Source organism: Bartonella sp. CL25QHWL (assembly GCF_042195335.1).
GTDB lineage: Bacteria > Pseudomonadota > Alphaproteobacteria > Rhizobiales > Rhizobiaceae > Bartonella.
Genome location: NZ_JBHIOE010000007.1, coordinates 1 through 19,233, shown reverse-complemented (window position 1 = coordinate 19,233; position 19,233 = coordinate 1). Strand labels below are relative to the sequence as shown.

General features: G+C 36.0%; 16 protein-coding genes and 1 tRNA gene. 13 read left to right on the top strand and 4 right to left on the bottom strand.

Annotated elements, in window-relative coordinates:
- The first annotated feature begins 9 nt into the window (after positions 1-9).
- The gene (gene plsY / locus ACFILY_RS05200) at positions 10-642 is read left to right on the top strand and encodes a glycerol-3-phosphate 1-O-acyltransferase PlsY (protein ID WP_273791019.1); all 633 of its coding nucleotides are present in this window, start codon (positions 10-12) and stop codon (positions 640-642) included.
- Positions 599-1,831 (top strand): DNA-processing protein DprA, encoded by a 1,233-nt coding sequence (gene dprA / locus ACFILY_RS05195; protein ID WP_375637615.1) that lies wholly within the window; start codon positions 599-601, stop codon positions 1,829-1,831. Before plsY ends, dprA begins: the two co-directional genes overlap by 44 nt.
- Here dprA and ACFILY_RS05190 read toward each other — a convergent pair.
- Positions 1,761-1,967 carry a hypothetical protein gene (locus ACFILY_RS05190; protein ID WP_005773510.1) on the bottom strand — a complete coding sequence of 69 codons (207 nt, stop codon included), beginning with the start codon at positions 1,965-1,967 and terminating at the stop codon, positions 1,761-1,763. The genes dprA and ACFILY_RS05190 overlap by 71 nt on opposite strands.
- 261 nt (positions 1,968-2,228) lie before the next feature.
- On the opposite strand from ACFILY_RS05190, the gene topA reads away from it, so the two are divergent.
- From topA to ACFILY_RS05155, 7 genes are all read left to right on the top strand, one after another.
- The gene (gene topA / locus ACFILY_RS05185) at positions 2,229-4,802 is read left to right on the top strand and encodes a type I DNA topoisomerase (RefSeq protein ID WP_273791017.1); all 2,574 of its coding nucleotides are present in this window, start codon (positions 2,229-2,231) and stop codon (positions 4,800-4,802) included.
- A 3-nt stretch (positions 4,803-4,805) separates the two neighbouring features.
- Positions 4,806-7,082, top strand: a complete 2,277-nt coding sequence (rnr, locus tag ACFILY_RS05180) for a ribonuclease R (protein ID WP_375631115.1) — start codon at positions 4,806-4,808, stop codon at positions 7,080-7,082.
- A 266-nt stretch (positions 7,083-7,348) separates the two neighbouring features.
- Positions 7,349-8,521 carry an MFS transporter gene (locus ACFILY_RS05175; protein WP_375637614.1) on the top strand — a complete coding sequence of 391 codons (1,173 nt, stop codon included), beginning with the start codon at positions 7,349-7,351 and terminating at the stop codon, positions 8,519-8,521.
- Positions 8,522-8,623: 102 nt separating this feature from the next.
- Positions 8,624-8,791, top strand: coding sequence for a 50S ribosomal protein L33 (gene rpmG, locus ACFILY_RS05170; RefSeq protein WP_004864083.1), 168 nt, complete (start codon positions 8,624-8,626; stop codon positions 8,789-8,791).
- Positions 8,792-9,122: 331 nt separating this feature from the next.
- Complete coding sequence (locus tag ACFILY_RS05165; RefSeq protein WP_375611942.1) at positions 9,123-9,686, top strand: thermonuclease family protein; 564 nt, start codon at positions 9,123-9,125, stop codon at positions 9,684-9,686.
- A 28-nt stretch (positions 9,687-9,714) separates the two neighbouring features.
- On the top strand, positions 9,715-10,344 hold the full coding sequence (locus tag ACFILY_RS05160; protein WP_375637613.1) for a uracil-DNA glycosylase family protein: 630 nt from the start codon (positions 9,715-9,717) through the stop codon (positions 10,342-10,344).
- 21 nt (positions 10,345-10,365) lie between these two features.
- The gene (locus ACFILY_RS05155) at positions 10,366-10,857 is read left to right on the top strand and encodes an Lrp/AsnC family transcriptional regulator (protein ID WP_015856433.1); all 492 of its coding nucleotides are present in this window, start codon (positions 10,366-10,368) and stop codon (positions 10,855-10,857) included.
- A gap of 26 nt (positions 10,858-10,883) precedes the next feature.
- On the opposite strand, the gene cobT is transcribed toward ACFILY_RS05155, so the two are convergent.
- The 3 genes from cobT to glpD form a co-directional block, all read right to left on the bottom strand.
- Positions 10,884-11,891, bottom strand: a complete 1,008-nt coding sequence (cobT, locus tag ACFILY_RS05150; protein ID WP_375637612.1) for a nicotinate-nucleotide--dimethylbenzimidazole phosphoribosyltransferase — start codon at positions 11,889-11,891, stop codon at positions 10,884-10,886.
- A 395-nt stretch (positions 11,892-12,286) separates the two neighbouring features.
- On the bottom strand, positions 12,287-13,267 hold the full coding sequence (gene dusA / locus ACFILY_RS05145) for a tRNA dihydrouridine(20/20a) synthase DusA (RefSeq protein ID WP_375637611.1): 981 nt from the start codon (positions 13,265-13,267) through the stop codon (positions 12,287-12,289).
- A gap of 700 nt (positions 13,268-13,967) precedes the next feature.
- Entirely contained in the window at positions 13,968-15,497 is a 1,530-nt protein-coding gene (gene glpD, locus ACFILY_RS05140; RefSeq protein WP_273791010.1) for a glycerol-3-phosphate dehydrogenase, read from the bottom strand.
- 344 nt (positions 15,498-15,841) lie between these two features.
- On the opposite strand from glpD, the gene ACFILY_RS05135 reads away from it, so the two are divergent.
- The 4 genes from ACFILY_RS05135 to ACFILY_RS05120 all read left to right on the top strand — a co-directional run bounded on the left by ACFILY_RS05135 (position 15,842) and on the right by ACFILY_RS05120 (position 19,106).
- Positions 15,842-16,714, top strand: a complete 873-nt coding sequence (locus tag ACFILY_RS05135) for a DsbA family protein (protein WP_273791009.1) — start codon at positions 15,842-15,844, stop codon at positions 16,712-16,714.
- A gap of 242 nt (positions 16,715-16,956) precedes the next feature.
- On the top strand, positions 16,957-17,454 hold the full coding sequence (accB, locus tag ACFILY_RS05130; RefSeq protein WP_375631109.1) for an acetyl-CoA carboxylase biotin carboxyl carrier protein: 498 nt from the start codon (positions 16,957-16,959) through the stop codon (positions 17,452-17,454).
- A 14-nt stretch (positions 17,455-17,468) separates the two neighbouring features.
- A complete protein-coding gene (gene accC, locus ACFILY_RS05125) occupies positions 17,469-18,827 on the top strand; it encodes an acetyl-CoA carboxylase biotin carboxylase subunit (RefSeq protein WP_273791007.1) in 1,359 nt (452 codons plus the stop codon).
- Between the two features lie 203 nt (positions 18,828-19,030).
- Positions 19,031-19,106: transfer RNA gene (locus tag ACFILY_RS05120), tRNA-Thr, on the top strand.
- The last annotated feature ends 127 nt before the right edge of the window (positions 19,107-19,233 follow it).

Genomic DNA, 19,233 nt, shown 5'->3' with positions numbered 1-19,233 from the left:
AGATTCTTAATGAATGAAGCAGAAATATTTTTTCAGTCCACTCCATGGTTTATTTTCCTCATATCTTATCTCATTGGCTCGATTCCATTTGGTCTTCTTTTTACGAGATTGTTCAAAATTGGTGATATAAGAACAATCGGTTCCGGCAATATTGGAGCAACAAATGTTTTACGAACAGGAAATAAAAAGCTTGCTGCTCTAACACTTCTTTGTGATATGTTAAAAGGAACTATCGTTGTTTTGATTATAAAGTTTTTTAGTAATCCGCTAGACAATAGTATACTTGTTTCTCTAGCGGGTTTTTTTACTTTCTTAGGACATCTTTTCCCCGTATGGCTTAAATTTAAAGGTGGCAAAGGTGTTGCTACCTATCTAGGGGTCTGTTTAGGAATCTATTGGCCCGCAGCAATTATTTTTATTATTGTATGGAGTGCGATTTTTCTTCTCATGCGTTATTCTTCATTATCTGCGCTTATTGCTGTTACGATCACACCGATATTTGTTTTTTATTTTTCCGCTTCTTATTTCTATTGTATGCTGATTGTGATGAGCGTATTTGTGTTTATAAAACATTCTGCAAATATCAGTAGATTATTAATTGGGGAAGAAAGTAAGATTGGTACGCAACACGGAGATAAATAAAGGAATCCTGCTTACTGATCGTCAACGTCTAAGCTGGTTACGGTTGTTGCGCAGTGAAAATATTGGAGCTGTTAGTTTTCGCAATCTCATTGATCATTATAAAACAGCAGAAAATGCTCTGGCAGCGCTGCCAGAGCTTAGTAGAAAAGGTGGTGGTTCTGTATCTATAAAAATAGCAAGCTTAGAAGATGCAGAAAAAGAAATGCAAGAAGCTGAAAGATTAGATATTCGGTTCATCGGTATGGGCGAACCAGACTATCCAGCTTTTCTTAAGGTTACAGAAGCCCCTCCGCCGCTTATTGCTATCAAAGGTAATATTTCAATTTTTCAAAAAACTTCTATTGGAATTATAGGTTCTCGAAATGCTTCAGCTGCTGGGAAAAAGCTTACGGCTCAATTTGCGCGTTTTCTCGGAGAAGCAGACTTTGTAACAATTTCTGGTCTCGCTCGTGGAATTGATAGCGTTGCGCATCAAGCAAGTTTAAAAACAGGAACTGTTGCAGTCATGGCTGGAGGAATTGATCATATCTATCCTCCTGAAAATAAAAAGTTGCACGAAGATATTATCGCCAACGGTGGAGCCATCATCAGCGAAATGCCCATTTCTTGGAAGCCGCGTGCTATCGATTTTCCAAGAAGAAACCGTATTATTGCAGCTCTATCACTTGGTCTCTTGGTTGTAGAGGCAGCCCTGCGCTCAGGGTCCTTAATTACCGCACGTCAAGCAGCTGAAATGGGACGGTTAATTTTTGCCATTCCCGGTTCTCCACTTGATCCAAGATCTGTTGGTACAAACAATCTTATCAAAGACGGTGCTCTACTCACCACACATCCTTCTGACATTATAGAAACACTTACGCCATTAATTTCACCGCTTCCAAATTCGCAACTCAATTTTTTTGAGGAACCATCCTCTTTACAACTTGAAAAGGAGAATTTTAATTTAGCAGATGAAAAAAACAGCGGTCTCTCTTCAGCAGATGACAATGCAGCACGCGCAGCAGTTCTCTCCGCTCTTTCAACAACGCCAATCGATTTAGACACACTTAGTATCCACTCAGGTGTTTCACTCCCAGCTCTCTACCTCTTGTTGGTAGAACTCGACCTTGCTGGAAAGCTTATTCGACACTCTGGTGGTTGTGTGTCATTGTCGAATCTTGATCTTCCCCAAGAGCCTCAGCACTATTAATAATGCTTTGCCCTTCTTTGGCAACCATATCCAAAAGCAATGCTAAAAGCGGACTATGCGCCTGACGCGCCATCTGATTCATTTGCTTTGACATGTCTGTAATATATTGGATAACTTTTAAATGATTTATAAACATAATCCTCTATCCTTGAGCATTTCCCCTCCTACCTCTCAATAGACGTCTTAGTATTTCGCCGTATGTTTTTGTAATAACAGTGGAAAATAAATCGTGTAATTCTATATAGGGTGTATTCTAATAATGACAATCATAAGTTGTACAATATTCATGTTTTTTATATGGCTAATATTTTTTTATGTGCTCTTAAGCAATTGGCATTAGCTATTCGCGTAAAAGGCGTTTATAAAAAAATTTTTATTTCAATATTTGGGTAAAATTATGAATATCGTTATCGTTGAATCTCCAGCAAAAGCAAAAACAATTAATAAATATCTTGGATCTCAATACAAAGTTGTCGCATCATTTGGACATGTTCGTGATTTGCCTGCAAAAGATGGTTCTGTTTTACCGGATCAAGATTTTTCTATGAAATGGGATATAGATTCTGCTGCCGCTAAACGTTTAAATGAAATAGCAAAAGCCGTTAAAGAAGCCGATAGCCTTATATTAGCAACAGACCCTGATCGTGAAGGGGAAGCTATTTCATGGCATATTCTGGATGTTCTCCGTCAAAAAAAAGTTTTAAAAGATAAACCTATTAAAAGAGTTGTCTTCAATGCCATCACCAAAAAGTCTGTGCTTGATGCTATGAACAATCCACGTGATATTGATACATCACTTGTAGATGCTTATCTTGCACGTCGCGCTCTTGATTATCTCGTTGGTTTTACACTTTCACCTGTTTTATGGCGGAAACTTCCTGGTGCCCGTTCAGCAGGACGCGTTCAATCGGTTGCTTTGCGTATTATTTGTGATCGTGAATCAGAAATAGAACATTTTATCAAAGAAGATTATTGGTCCATTACAACACAGTTAAAAACCATCCGAAATGATAGTTTCCAAGCAAGATTGACAATGTTTAATCAAAGAAAAATAGGCAAGCTTGATATTCAATCTCAAGAACAAGCAGACCAAATTCGCCTTATGTTGGAGCAAGCCCAATATCATACACTCAGTGTTGAAGCAAAACCTACAAAGAGAAATCCTTTTCCTCCATTTACAACCTCCACACTACAACAAGCAGCTTCTTCAAAATTAGGATTTTCAGCTTCTCGCACTATGCAAATTGCCCAAAAGCTTTATGAAGGCATTGAAATTAATGGTGAAACGGCAGGGCTGATTACTTATATGCGTACCGATGGTGTGCAAATAGCACCAGAAGCTATTGATTCAGCACGAAAAGTTATTCATGAAACTTTCGGTAAAGACTATATTCCTGAAAAACCACGTTTTTATTCAACAAAGGCAAAAAATGCACAAGAAGCACACGAAGCGATCCGTCCAACAGATTTTCAACGCAATCCTAGTCAAGTCCGTAATTTTCTCGATAGCGATCAAGCAAAGCTCTATGAGCTGATATGGAAGCGTGCTATTGCCAGCCAAATGCGTTCTGCTGACATTGAACGTACAACCGTTGAAATTGAAGCACAGCAAGGAGAAAACCGTGCAAATCTACGAGCAACAGGATCTGTTATTCGCTTTGATGGCTTTATTTCCGTCTACACGGATCAACGAGACGAAGAAAATAATGAAGAAAATGAAACAACACGTTTACCACAAATAAACACTGGTGAAGCACTTACAAAAGAAAAAGTTGAATCCGTACAACATACCACAGAGCCCCCTTCTCGTTATTCTGAAGCTTCATTAATTAAAAAGCTTGAGGAGTTAGGAATTGGTCGTCCTTCGACTTATGCCTCCACATTGGCGACATTGTGTGACCGTGGATATATTGTCATTGATAAACGAAAGCTTATTCCCGATGCTAAGGGACGTATTGTTACGGCCTTTCTTGAAAATTTCTTTAATCGCTATGTAGAATATGGTTTCACAGCAGATCTTGAAGAAAAGCTGGATCTTATATCTGACGGCAAACTTTCTTGGAAAGACGTCTTAAGGGATTTTTGGGATGGATTTAATGCATCTATTAGCAATATCCAAGAACTCCGTATAACCAATGTCCTTGATGTTTTAAATGTAACATTAGCACCTCTCGCCTTTCCTGAACGCGAAGATGGAAGTGATGTGCGTTCCTGTCCTCTTTGTAAAAATGGTCAATTATCATTAAAACTCGGTCGTTATGGTGCTTTTGTTGGCTGTTCCAATTATCCCGAATGTAAATACACACGCCAACTTGGTACAGATACTGGAGAAGATAATGAAGCTGTACGCAATGATGAACCTGTTATACTTGGTATTGACCCTGAAACAGGAAAAGATATCTCTCTTCGCAATGGCCGGTTTGGACCCTATATTCAACTTGGTGAAAGCAAAGAAGTTAAGCGTGCAGGACTACCAAAAGAGTGGCAGGCAGAAAATGTAACCCTTGATAAAGCCTTGGCTTTACTATCCCTTCCCCGTGAAATTGGCATTCATCCTGAAACTGGAAAAATAATCACGGCTACGATTGGACGATATGGTCCCTATCTTAGCCATAACGGAAAATCTGCGCGCCTTCTTCATGCAGATGAAGTTTTTGATATTGGTATCAATCGCGCTGTTACAGTATTGGCAGAACAACAAGAAAACAAAACCAAGCAAAGCAGAACAACACCTGAAGCATTGGCAACATTAGGAGAGCATCCAGAAGGAGGAACCATTACCGTGCGCAACGGGCGTTATGGTCCTTATGTCAATTGGGGTAAAATTAATGCAACATTGCCAAAAGATAAAGATCCCATTAGTGTAACACTTCCAGAGGCACTAGAACTTATATCGGCTAAAGCATCGAGTAAAAAAACAACTTCAAAAAGAGCTTCTTCTAAAACAAAAGCAAAAATAAAAGAGACATAAATTTTGGCTAAAGGTGAAAAAAACATAAAATATCTCTCTTCATTCAAGGGGAAAACTTTTCCCAATAAGGAAGCAATCCTTTCCTTTATAATTGAGAATCCTAACCACTCAAGTAAACGAGAAATCGCTAAAGCTTTTAACTTAAAAGGCGATTCTCGTATCTGGCTTAGAGATATGTTACGTGAGTTAAAGGATCAAAATCTCATATCTAAACACCACAAAAGAGCAATAAACAAAGGAAAATTACCCCCTGTTTCTTTAGTAAAAATTAGCGGACGTGATAAAGATGGAAGTTTTATTGCACAACCTCTTGAATGGGAAGATTCTCCAAAGCCCAATATTGAAATACACTCTTTTCATCACATAACAGGAAGTAATATTGGTGTTGGAGATCATATTCTTGTAAAAGTTTTTCGAAATAAAAATTCTGAAAGCTCAAGCCATCCTTATACGGGACGAATTATTCGTAAAATTGATGTATCTCCCAAAAGCGCATTTGCTATTGTACGAAAATTGGAAAATAATCAATGGCGCCTTGATCCTATAGACCGCAAAACCAATGAACTCATTGTTGAAATGTCTCCAGAAATGAAGATTCAAATTGGTGATCTCGTTGAAGTCGAAATAAAAAAAAATACTGGTTACGGATTAAAGAGCGCAAAAATAAAGAATGTTTTAGGGCACATTAAGAGTGAGAAAACACTCTCAATGATAGCGCTTCTTTCGAAAGGAATTCCTTATATTTTTCCTGAAAGTGTTCTTGAGCAAGCCAAACATATCAAAGCTGCCAATATGGATAATCGTGAAGATTGGCGACAATTACCCTTTATTACAATTGATCCACCAGATGCAAAAGACCATGATGATGCAGTTTATGCAACCAAGGATAAAGACCCAGCAAATAATGATGGTTGGATTATTATTGTGGCCATTGCAGATGTTTCTTACTATATCAAAACAGGAAGCGCTTTAGATAAAGAAGCATTGAAACGTGGAAATTCTGTTTATTTTCCCGATACCGTTGTGCCAATGTTACCTGAACGCCTTTCTCATGATTTATGTTCTCTTCGTGAAGGAAAAGAAAGACCAGCTTTAGCCGTTCGTATGATTTTTGATGCAAACGGTAATAAACGAAAACATAGTTTTCATCGTATTATGATTCGTGTAAGAGCCAAACTTTCTTATCAAGAAGTACAATTGGCAATTGAAGGTAATATAAATGAAAAAATAACCCCTCTTTTTGAGAGCATTTTGCACCCCTTATGGGAAGCCTATGCATGCCTTAAAGCTGCGAGAAATCGTCGCCAACCACTAGAATTAGAAATTGCAGAAAAAAAGATTATTCTTGATCAAAATGGATGCATAAAAGATGTTGTGAGTGAAACACAATTAGAAGCGCATCGTTTAATTGAAGAGTTTATGATACAAGCTAATATTGCAGCTTCTGAAACATTAAAACAACATCACCAGCCGCTCATTTATCGTATTCATGAAAAACCTTCTCTTGCTAAGCAAGAAATACTTCGGAGCTTTCTTCAAAGTTTGGGGATACCACTCTCCCGCGGAAGCGAACTTACCTCAGCGCGCCTTAATAGAATTTTAGAAAAGGTCGCTCATACTCAACAACAAGAACTAGTCAATCAAGTTATTTTGCGTTCACAATCACAAGCAGAGTACAACCCTAAAAATAGTGGCCATTTTGGTTTGAATTTGCAGAACTATACACATTTTACATCACCAATCCGTCGTTATGCTGATCTCATTATTCATCGAGCACTCATTAAAGCTCTCAAATTAGGAAATGATCAATTAACAGATACACAAGAACAAAATCTTGCAGAAATTGCTACGCAAGTTTCTTTATACGAACGCCGTGCAATGATGGCTGAAAGAGAAACGATTGATCGGCTTGTTGCTCACTATTTAACGAATAAAATCGGTCGTATTTTTACAGGCCGCATTTCCGGAGTTACAAAAGCAGGTCTTTTTATCTCACTTGATAAACTCAATACAGATGGTTTTGTCCATATTTCTACACTTAAAAATGATTATTATCATTTTGATGAAGCACAACATGTTCTTGTAGGACAGCGTAGCCATAAAGGCTATCAGCTCAGTGATGTTGTAGAAGTAAAACTTATAACGGTACAACCTTTTGCTGGCGCTTTATGCTTTGAACTGTTAACAAAACCTCGTCCAATAAAATTTTCACCGACATCCTACCATAAAAACAAATTAAAAAAACAAAAGTATACTTTTTATGGGAAAAGAAAAAATTAAGCTTCTTGCCCTTCATTGAATATAATATGAATAATAAATTCAATTTAAGAAATGACTTATATTATATAATATTTATATGTACAATCTTCTTTCTTTAGTATACAAGAGGATAAATTTTATTGTTAAGTCTATAATAACCATATAAAAATCTTGCAGTTTTTTATACTTAGAAAATGAGAGAAACTGCAAAGGATAGTTTTGGCTCCCTTTCATTTCAGCTCATCTTTTCATTGTTTAAATAAACAAGAGTACCTTAAGCCATTCTCATGAAAAAAAAACCTTTTGACTCTCAAAATAATTCTTTGCGTGCAATTATTGCCGCTATTGCAACCATTGGCACTGTTGGAACAGCATTGGCAATGGGAACACAACTTGTCTCTCTTCTTATGGCAGAGAAAGGACTTTCCAACAGTACAATCGGCTATAGTGGAACAGTTGGTGGAATCGCCACAATTATTGCAGCTATTTTTACGTCTCGAATTGCCTTATGCTTAGGAATCGCTCAAACAATATTGCTTATGATGGCGATAGGATCTTTAAGTTTTTTAGGATTCTATTTTTTTGATCCCATATGGATTTGGTTTATTTTAAAGTTTATATTACATTTCAGCATGACAGTTATGTTTATCCTATCAGAGTTTTGGATCAACAGTTATGCTCCCCCAAAAAAACGCGGTTTGATCCTTTCTATTTATGCTATTGTCTTAGGATTAGGGTTTATAATAGGTCTAACGCTGCTAGCAAAAGTGGGAACACAAGGATTTATTCCTTTTGCTGTTGGATATAGCCTTATTATACTTGCTACTATACCAATTCTTACCGCTTGGAAATTAAGTCCAGAATTTCAAAAAAATCAATATATGCCATTTTTTCGTTATCTTTTTCACGTTCCAAGTGCAATGATGGCGGTCCTTGTTTACGGGGCCATTCAAATGGGCGTATTAACTCTTATAATACCCTTTAGTTTATCCATTGGTTATAATGAGAATGAAGCAGCACATTTTATGGCAACCCTTGCACTTGGGAATATTTTCCTCTTAATTCCTATCAGCATTATAAGCGACTACGCCAAAGATCGACGCTACCCGCTGATGAGTTGCGCTATTTTAGGTTTTTTAGGAACTTTTATAGTACCATGGATTCTTCAATATCCATGGATTCTGATGCTTGATTTGTTTTTTCTGGGTGGTGTATCAGCGAGCCTTTATACAATTAGTCTTGCACATTTAGGAGCCCGTCTCAAGGGGCAAGAGCTTGCTGCTGCTAATTCTGCTTTTATTTTTTGTTATGGAATTGGTATGCTCATCGGACCGACCTTTATCGGAAAATCCATGGATATCTTTAAACACTTTGGTTTTTCAATAGCCATGGCTGTTTTTTTCGGTTTATATGTCATTTTGGTGTTTGTCCAACTTATGAGAAAATTAATCAGCTCTTGACTTTTTTGAGAACATCCGTAGTGTTGCCGGAAAATCTGATGATGTCGGAAATAAGTTTTGACAGAAATAATATTTTTTCAGTATAAATAGGGTATTTACATTATGGCTAAAGCAGCAACCATTAAGATCAAGCTTTTATCAACTGCAGATACTGGTTTTTTCTATGTAACAAAGAAAAACAGCCGTACAATGACAGATAAAATGAGCAAGCGTAAATATGATCCAGTTGTAAAAAAGCACGTTGAATTTAAAGAAACAAAAATTAAATAAATAAAATTATTATTAAATTGATAGATTTTATACTCCAAAAGAAATGTTGGAGTATTGCTCTTCAAAGTTATTTTTTGAGGGGTGTTTTTTTATTTCCTTAAGTTTAAAAAGTTTACTTTAAACTTTGTATGTTTTGTACGGATTTGGATAAGTTGATTTATTATTTAAGTTGCTTACATATATTCTGTATGAGTATTTGATTATTGTGATATCTAATGAAAATTTTGTCATTAAAACGAAACACTGTTTCGTCATATGAATAAAGTTTCTCGGGTCAATTATAAACAATACTAAAATAGAGTTATAATAATGTTAGCAGTTTCTTTATTTCATGAAAAAATCTTTTTCTCATTTTAATCTAAGAAGCTTTAATCTAAAAGTTATCGGTTTCAGTATTTTTGTCGCTGCTAGCATTCTTATCATTATGTCAACTTATTTTAAGAAAACTCAGCTGTTGCCTCAAAAAGAAAAATTTTCTTCTCAAAACACTGTTGAAGGAAATGCATTAATCATTGATGGCGATACCATTATGATTTCTTCAATTAAGATTCGACTAGCTGGAATTGATGCTCCTGAACTCCACCAATTTTGTGGAAAAAAAGAAGCGCGCTACCCTTGTGGGCTTGAGGCAAAAAAATATTTAGAAAAACTATTAAAAAATCAAACTGTTACATGTCACTGGCAAAAAACAGATAAATATCGCCGTATTCTTGCAACATGTAAAACAAAACAAGTTAGCAATATCAACGCAACACTTGTACATAATGGTTGGGCTGTAAATTATTATGAATATCCTAAAGAAGAGCAAGAAGCTAGAAAGAAAAAGAAAGGAATATGGGCATCAAGTTTTCAACGACCAAAAGAATGGCGCAAAGCAAATCCTCGCACAGAATAAGAAAAATATTTTTTAATTTTATTTACCAATGAAACAATGTAGCCAAATTATCAAACTTGAAAAAGAGATCTATTCCTGTCGTGTTTGCGTCCAACAACCCCATTATTTTCCTCCTCTTCCTCATGAACCAAACCCTGTCGTTTATTTATCCGATACCGCTTCGATTGCAATTGCAGGCCAAGCACCAGGGTTGCGTGTCCATGAAACTTCTATCCCTTTTAATGATCGTTCTGGCGAAAAATTGCGTAATTGGCTGGGTGTCACGAAAGAAGAATTTTATAATAGATCTCTTTTTGCTATTGTTCCTATGGGATTTTGTTTTCCAGGCTATGACAAAAATAAAGCTGATTTACCACCAAGACGTGAATGTCGAGAAATATGGCATGAAAAGATATTTCAAGCGATGCCTCAAATAAAGCTTGTTCTTGCTATTGGCAGTTATGCGCAAAAGTGGCACATTACAGAATTAAAATATAAAACCGTTTCTGCAACTGTTGGTGATTGGAGAAATATTCTTTCCATTCCCCAACCTCGAGGCTATAATGTTATGCCTTTGCCTCATCCATCATGGCGAAATACTTCTTGGTTACAGAAAAATCCATGGTTTAATGATGAGCTTATTGTATATCTGCGTTGTTTAGTGCGTAAATTTTTATAAATTAAAATATTGAGAATAAATATGGATCGTCTTGACCGAAAAATTTTACATCTTTTGCAAGAAAATGCGACACTTTCTGTTGCTGATATTGCTAAAAAAGTGGGACTTTCGACCACTCCTTGCTGGCGTAGAATTCAAAAACTTGAAGAAGATGGCGTCATTCAGCGTCGTGTTGCTGTTCTTTCTCCTGAAAAAGTAAACGCACACGTCACTGTTTTTGTGTCTATTCGCACAAACACACATAGTCATGAATGGTTTAAGCGTTTTTCAAAAATTGTGCAAGAATTCCGTGAAGTCATTGAATTTTATCGAATGAGTGGAGATATTGACTATTTATTGCGTGTTGTTGTGCCCAACATTGAAGCTTATGATCTTTTTTATAAAAAATTAATTTCTAAAATTGACATCCGTGATGTCTCATCTTCTTTCGCAATGGAACAGATTAAATATACAACGGAACTTCCACTTAATTATATTAAATTACACGACAAGACGCATGAACAAAACTCTTAAGATTTTTATATCCGTCTCATGATCTTTTAGGCATTCAAACTTTCTTGTTGAAAAACGACCATTTGTGCATGTGTTAAAACAGCAGCTTTGACAATACCAGCTGCCATAGCTGCTCCTGTCCCTTCACCAAGACGCATCCCCAAATCTAGAAGTGGTTCTTTGCCAATTTTTTTTAAAAGTTTACGATGAGCTGTCTCAGAAGAAACATGTCCAACAAGGGTATGATCAAGAGCTTTTGGATGCATTTTATAAAGGACCGCTGCAGCTGCTGTTGCCACAAAACCATCTAAAATAACGGGTATTTTTTCTATTCTTGCTGCTAAAATAGCACCAACCATAGCAGCAATTTCACGTCCTCCTAAGCGACGCATTATCTCAAAAGGATCATTGAAATAATCCTTGTGCAAAGAAATAGCTGTCTTAACCGCTGCAATTTTACGCTGATAAAAATCACCTTCTGATTCCATAGCATTTCCTGTCCATTCTTCCACTTCCCCTCCAAACAATGCTAAGCATAAAGCTGAAGCTATTGCTGTGTTTCCAATTCCCATTTCTCCAATACATAAAAGATCTGTTCCACCCGCAATGGATTCCATTCCAAATGCCATTGTAGCAGCCGCACTCCGCTCATCCATTGCGGCATCCTTCGTAATATTCATTGTTGGATATTCTAATGCTAAATCGAATATTTTTAATCCAAGATCATAAGCAATACAAATTTGATTGATAGCAGCTCCACCAGAGGCAAAATTTTCTACCATTTTTTGTGTCATAGATTGTGGAAATGGTGTAATATTCTCCTCTACAATACCATGATTTCCAGAAAAAATAGCGACCAAAGGTCTCGTTACGATAGGTTTTTCTGTACCCCTCCACCCCGCATACCAAACAGCAATATCTCCTAGTTTTCCTAATGTTCCTTGCTCTTTTGTTAAGTCTTTTTGCCGTTTTTTTGCCAAAATTATAGAAAACTCATCAGCAACAGGTAAATTTGTAAGCAAAGCACGAAAATCATCAAATGGACTAGCGGTCATAAGGATACCTTTTAAAATCTACAATGTTTATGAAAATCCCGTCATATATACAGGATATGAATAATTTATTGTTTTTTTAACAGTGCTTTAAAAATGTTAAATACTATGAAAGCAATAATTTCTACATTCTATTTTCAACCCTAATAATAACAAACGTGCAAGATTCAAAATGTTATTAATATCTTATGATTACCTTTACAGTGATACCCTTAACCTATTTTTATTTAATAGGCATAATCAGCATGCCGTTTAATATATACATTCCAACAATTCTTATGCATAATAAAAGTTATAAACTTTCAAAAACTTATAAAATTGAAGAGATCAAAATTATCGCAAAGACATCCAAACGCAAAGGATCTCAACTTTAATATATGTTAATTATTAGGCTATTATTAAATGAGAGCATAAAAAGCTTCTTTTAAAATACATATATCTGCATGTGGTTTTGTCGCATCATTTGATAATATTTGCCTCCATCGACGTGCCCCACCCCGCCCATGAAATAAACCAATCATGTGACGTGTCACATGAGAAAGCCGCCCCCCCGATGCAATATGTCGAGCTGCATAATCACACATAACCTCAATAAGATCACTCTCACTCAGATTATTTTGCGTCTCACCATAGAGTTCAAAATCAATATGTTTTAACAAAGCTGGATTATGATAAACTTGGCGACCAACCATGACAGAATCACAGAAAGTTAAGTGTTCTTTGATCTCATCAATCGATTTAATTCCACCATTTATCCCAATGAATTTATGGGGATATTTACGTTTTAATTTGTAAACTCTTTCATAATTAAGGGGCGGAATATTACGGTTTTCTTTCGGACTCAATCCTTGCAGCCATGCCTTGCGTGCATGTATCCAGAGCGCATCACATCCAGCATTCCAAACCTGATTAGCCAAAAGATCTAACGCTAACTCTTCATCTTGTTCGTCCACTCCAATCCGACATTTGACAGTTACAGGTATAGTAACCTCTCGTTTCATCGCTTCCACGGCATTTGCCACAATGTCTGGATGTAACATCAAACAAGCCCCAAAGACACCTGCTTGAACACGATTTGATGGGCACCCGACATTAAGATTTATTTCGTTGTAGCCAAAATCCTCAGCAATTCGTGCAGCTTCTGCTAACTTTTTCGGATCAGCCCCCCCTAGTTGTAATGCAACTGGACGTTCTTTATCGCTAAAAGCCAACAATTGTTCGCGAACACCATGAATGACAGCATCTGCTACCATCATTTCCGTATAAAGGAGAGCTTTTTTCGTTAAAAGACGATAAAAAAACCTGCAATGTCGGTCTGTCCAGTCCAACATTGGTGCTACTGCAAATTTTATAGTCGATGGAAGGTTGTAAAATATCATGAGGGTATTACTCTCATGTCCCTATAGCTCTCTCTTTATACATAGAAAAATACTTACTTTTAGTTTACGGAAAATTTTATTCTCTTATACTATCATGAGTATAATAACAGTTCATTATTTTCAATTGATATCAAGGTTTACTACAATCAATCATGATAAAACACAATTTTGCATTTCTCATAGATTAGTGTTCAGGTATATAAACATGAAAAAAGAAGATTTTCACCATAATATAAAAAACTCATTTACAAGTTCTTCTTACGCTCATCAAGCCTCCATCCTTACATGATTTAGCACAGAATTTAAGATAATAAATGCTAAACTAACACATTATACAATTTTTTATAATAGATTTAATTTTCTTTAGATTTTTTTAACTTATTGTGCAAATAAATGCTACAGAAAGTATCTTTATCTTCTCCTAAAGAAAGAATAAAAATCCTTATTTCACATGAATCTAATTATAAATCATTTTTTTTCAATGAGTTATTCTTGGTAACATTCTTGAATTTTACTTTATAAGATAGACAAATTTCATCCTAAATATTCTATCTAATTTTGCCATTTTATGATTCTTGCAAAAAAAACTAAAATCAGGGTATAGACAGCCATTGCCTTTTTAATATCTATGACTGATATCAGTACCTCTTTAAGAAAAATATTTTACAATATTGCAGATAAAATCTGTAAAATGAAATGATCATAAAAGTTGTTCAATCTCTTGTTGGCTTTGCATATAGGAAGAAAGAGTATCAACCTCTTGTTCATTAAATAGGAGACCCAGTTTTGAACGACGCCATAACACATCTTCACATACTTTAGCCCATTCTTTTTCCATCAACCATTTTACTTCTACTTCATAAAGCCCATGTCCAAAATTTTTTCCTTTATTTGCCTTACCATGTGCAAAGATCACCAATGCTTCCGTACCGTAGGAGCGTGCAAGCCTGCGATGTGTAAAAGCATCTAAATCTGGCATCAAAAGAGCAATCCTATTTTCGATTGTATCTAATTTGTTATAGGGAAAATCACCCCCAGGAAGCACTGCCTTAGCCGTCCATGATGCTCCCTTTTTACCAAGCTCTTTTTCAACAAATTTCATCGCATCTTCAGCCAACTTACGATAAGTTGTAATCTTTCCACCATAAAGATTAAGAATCTTTGGTGTTGTTCCTGTTCCCATTTCTTTTAAAACATAATCGCGCGTAATTTCTTGTGCTTTTGAAGCTCCATCATCATAGAGTGGACGAACTCCAGAGTAAGACCAGACAATCGTTTCAGGCAACACTGGTTGTATGAAATATTCACTGGCTGCTGCACAAATATAATCAATTTCTGTATCAGTAATATGAACGTCAGCCGGATCTCCTTGATAATTACAATCTGTTGTTCCAAGCAAGGTAAACTCTTCTTGATACGGAATAGCAAATATAATACGCCCATCACCATTTTGAAAAATATAAGCACGATCATGAGTATAAAGCTTGGGAACCAAAATATGAGAACCTCTAACAAGCCGTACTGGTGGATGTTCTTTACAATCTAATATGCTTGCCAAAACATGATCAATCCAAGGTCCTGTCATATTCGCGACATAAGAAGCTGTGACACTATATTCTTTGCTACTTAACTTGTCTTGAAGAAAGATACGCCATTTATTGTCTTCTTTTTTTAAAGAGAGAACTTCTGTTCGTACTTTTATATCAGCTCCCCTCTTTTCTGCATCACGCGCATTGCCAATAACTAAACGCGCATCATCTACTCTTGCATCAGAATATTCAAAACCTCTCTGATATTCTTTCTTCAGTGTAGAGCAAAATTTTTGTGAAAAATTAATCGTTTTACTGCGCCACAATTTCTGATTCCAATTCCCTAAATAATCATAAATAAAAAGTCCAAAACGCAACATCCAAGCAGGGCGCAATTCTTTATGATAAGGAAGGAGAAAACGCAAAGGACGCACAATATGTGGAGCCATGCGTAAAATGATCTCGCGTTCTTTCAATGCTTCACGAACAAGTTTGAACTCATAGTGTTCAAGATAACGAAGCCCACCATGAATAAGCTTTGTTGACGCACTTGAGGTCCCAGATGCAAGATCGTTCATTTCAGCCAATCCCACTTTAAAACCGCGTCCTGCTGCATCTCTTGCCAATCCACACCCGTTTATCCCTCCCCCAATGATAAACAGCTCATAATGTGTTGTGGTTTTCATAATTTCACTTTTCATTATTTAATTTTTTTCTCAGTACTCAATAAAGCAACAGGAAAAAATAATACAAGTGTTCTTCATTGTATTATCAACGTACTTTTCCCTAAAATAAACACGCACAAAAAGCTTTTGATACCCTTATACATCAAAACAACATTTGACAAATTAAAGAGATTTTTTTTATCTTTTACAAAACATAATCCTCGCCAAACCAAGGTTCATCGATATGAAATCTTTTTAGAGAAAAATTGATGTTTTTTCTCATTCTTAAAGACACACTATAGCTAAATGCTTATTGCACATAGAGAGCGCTTTTCATATAGTTCACTCAATGACACCCTAGAAAATGTGAAGGTATACAGATGAATTATCACTCTCAAAACTCGAAAATAACACTTCTTTCAAAAATTTTAGTCCCAGTTATGTCGAGTATTTTAATCTTTTTACCTTCTTTATCAAACGCAACATCACACTCAAAAACAGCAAATAATTTAAGCTTAGAAAAGCTTAAAACACAACTTTTGGAAGATTCTAGCTTTTTATCTAAGCTTAAAGAAAAAATGATACCACATACTGATTCTCATCATATTCAACAAATTGTCAGAGAGTACCTTCTTACTCATCCAGAAATTATGATTGAAATGCAGCTTATTCTTCAAGATAAGCTGGAAAAACAGAATGAATACGAAAACCAAAAACAAACTTCTGTCATTCATTTATTAGAAAAAGAAATTTTTCATTCTCCTCATGACGCTGTTTTGGGAAACCCAAATGGTAAAAGAGTGCTTGTCAATTTTTTTGATTACAACTGTGGATATTGTAAAATTTCCTATTCAAATATAGAAGACTTGATAAAAGAATACCCAGATTTAAAGGTTATTATCAAGGATTTACCAATTTTAAGCTCTGATTCTATGGCAGCCCATACTGTTGCCTACGCATTTCGAAAACAATTTCCAGAGAAATATCCTCAGTTTCACAAAACGCTTTTAATGTATCAGGGTCGTGCAAATGAAGCTAAAGCTATTAAAGTAGCTGTTTCATTAGGAGCAGATGAAAAAAAACTACGTAATGCAATAAAAGATCCCACTCTGCAAAACGCTTTTAAAGAAAATATTCAAATTGCCTCTACACTTCATATTACGGGAACACCTTCTTACATCATTGGTAATAAAATATTCATTGGCGCAGCCAAACAAGATATTCTAAAACAAGCGATAGACAATACACAGTGAATTCCTGATCCATTTTAGAAAGAATACTGTAAATGAGGTAATTTTATGCTTTCTCTTTTTTGACAACAGGCTTATAAGTGCAATTTTGCGTAAAGCAGATACGAGTTTTAAATTGCAAAGTATAATAATTTAAAGGAAATAAAAATCTTTAAAGCCTCAAAAGATGTCATCCCTAATCTAGAGATATTCGGTCATAAAATGAGATAATGACGATCTTCATTGATCAAGGAGTTAGAAATAAAATGACAACAAAAAAAATGGATTCGGCAAAAACCGCAATTGATACGAAAATTATTCGTGATCTTGCTGAAATTTTGAATGATACAAATTTAACGAACATTGAAGTTGAACAAGGGGAGCTTCGTATTTGTGTCTCACGCCAAAATACCTTAATTTCTTCTGAGCAAGCAATCTATGCTCCTGTTTCTACTCCTACTTTTTCTGTAACATCTTCTCCAGTTCCAACAGTTGAATCTCCTATACAATCTATCCAAGAAGATAAATCAAAAAACACAATAACCTCTCCCATGGTTGGAACAGCTTATCTTGCACCTTCACCAGGCGCGCAACCTTTTGTAGAAGTAGGACAAAATGTTTCTGAAGGGGAGACATTACTTATTATTGAAGCCATGAAAACAATGAATCAAATTTCATCACCACGCTCAGGCACAGTAACCACTGTTCTTGTCAAAGATGGTCAACCTGTTGAATTTGGTGAACCACTTATTATTGTTGAATAAAGCGAGGGGCAACCATGATTCGAAAAATCCTCATTGCTAATCGGGGAGAAATTGCTCTTCGCGTTTTACGTGCATGTAAAGAACTTGGCATAAAAACCGTGGCTGTTCACTCTACCGCTGATGCAGATGCAATGCATGTTCGTCTTGCTGACGAAAGTGTTTGTATTGGACCTCCTCCCGCTCGCGATTCTTATTTGAGTATTCAGCAAATTATTGCTGCTTGTGAAATTACAGGAGCTGATGCTGTTCATCCAGGTTATGGCTTTCTTTCTGAAAATGCAAAATTTGCGGATGTTCTAGAAGCCCATGATATTACATTCATCGGTCCAACAGCTACTCATATCCGAATCATGGGCGATAAAATCGAAGCAAAGAAAACCGCCCAAAAACTTGGTATTCCTGTAGTTCCCGGTTCAGATGGGGCCGTCACTGAAGAATCAGATGCTTTACGCACGGCTCGTGAAATTGGTTATCCAGTTATTATCAAAGCTTCTGCCGGTGGTGGTGGACGTGGTATGAAGGTTGTTCATTCTGAACAAGAATTTTCTATAGCTCTCAAAACAACACGTTCAGAAGCGAAAGCTGCTTTTGGTGATGACGCTGTTTACATAGAAAAATATTTAGAAAAACCCCGTCATATTGAAATTCAAGTCATAGGTGATGGTGCGGGAAATGCTATTCATTTAGGAGAACGCGATTGTTCACTTCAACGACGGCATCAAAAAGTATGGGAAGAAGCTACATCACCTGCACTTAATGAAACAGAACGGAAAAAAATTGGAAGTATTGTTGCAAATGCCTGTGCCAAACTTGGATATCGTGGAGCTGGTACTATTGAATTTCTTTATGAAAATGGCGAATTTTATTTTATTGAAATGAATACACGTTTACAAGTAGAACATCCTGTAACTGAAGCAATTACAGGTATAGATTTAGTCCATGAACAAATCCATATTGCATCAGGCTGTAAGCTTTCAGTGACACAAGATGAAGTCTGTTTTTCTGGTCATGCCATTGAATGCCGTATTAATGCAGAAGATCCTATTAACTTTACGCCATCACCTGGAACCATTACACATTTTCATACACCTGGAGGTTTAGGGATTCGTGTTGATTCAGGCGCTTATTCAGGTTATCGTATCCCTCCTTACTATGATAGCATGATTGGAAAGCTGATTGTTCATGGACGTACCCGTTTAGAATGTATGATGCGTTTACGGCGTGCTTTAGATGAATTTGTCGTCGATGGGATAAAAACTACACTACCTCTTTTTCGCGATCTTATTAATAATCAAGATGTTGCTGATGGTAATTATAATATTCACTGGCTTGAAAAATACCTTTCTCATCAATCAAAGTCTTCAGATTCGTAATTTGATAGCAAAATAGTGCATTCTTATAAAAGATTCTATAAGATATCAACATAAGGATAGTGCCAACCTTGCTGTAAAAAGTGGTAAAAGAGGAAATAAGTTAGTTATTTTTATTTATTATATAGTTTTCACTTAATATGCACAAAATTTGATAATTTTCTGTTTTCCTTTTTGTGAGTTTGTGCTAATCCCTACATGGTTACGCCCTTATAGCTCAGTTGGTAGAGCACCTGATTTGTAATCAGGGGGTCGGGAGTTCGAGTCTCTCTGGGGGCACCATTTTATTTCTTAAACATATTGAAATATATAGATTTTTTCTTTAAATAGCCATTTTCAGACCACCTTTTAGACCACCTTCTACAGTTTATATAATTTTACCTAATTTGTTCTTATTTGCTCCTTATTT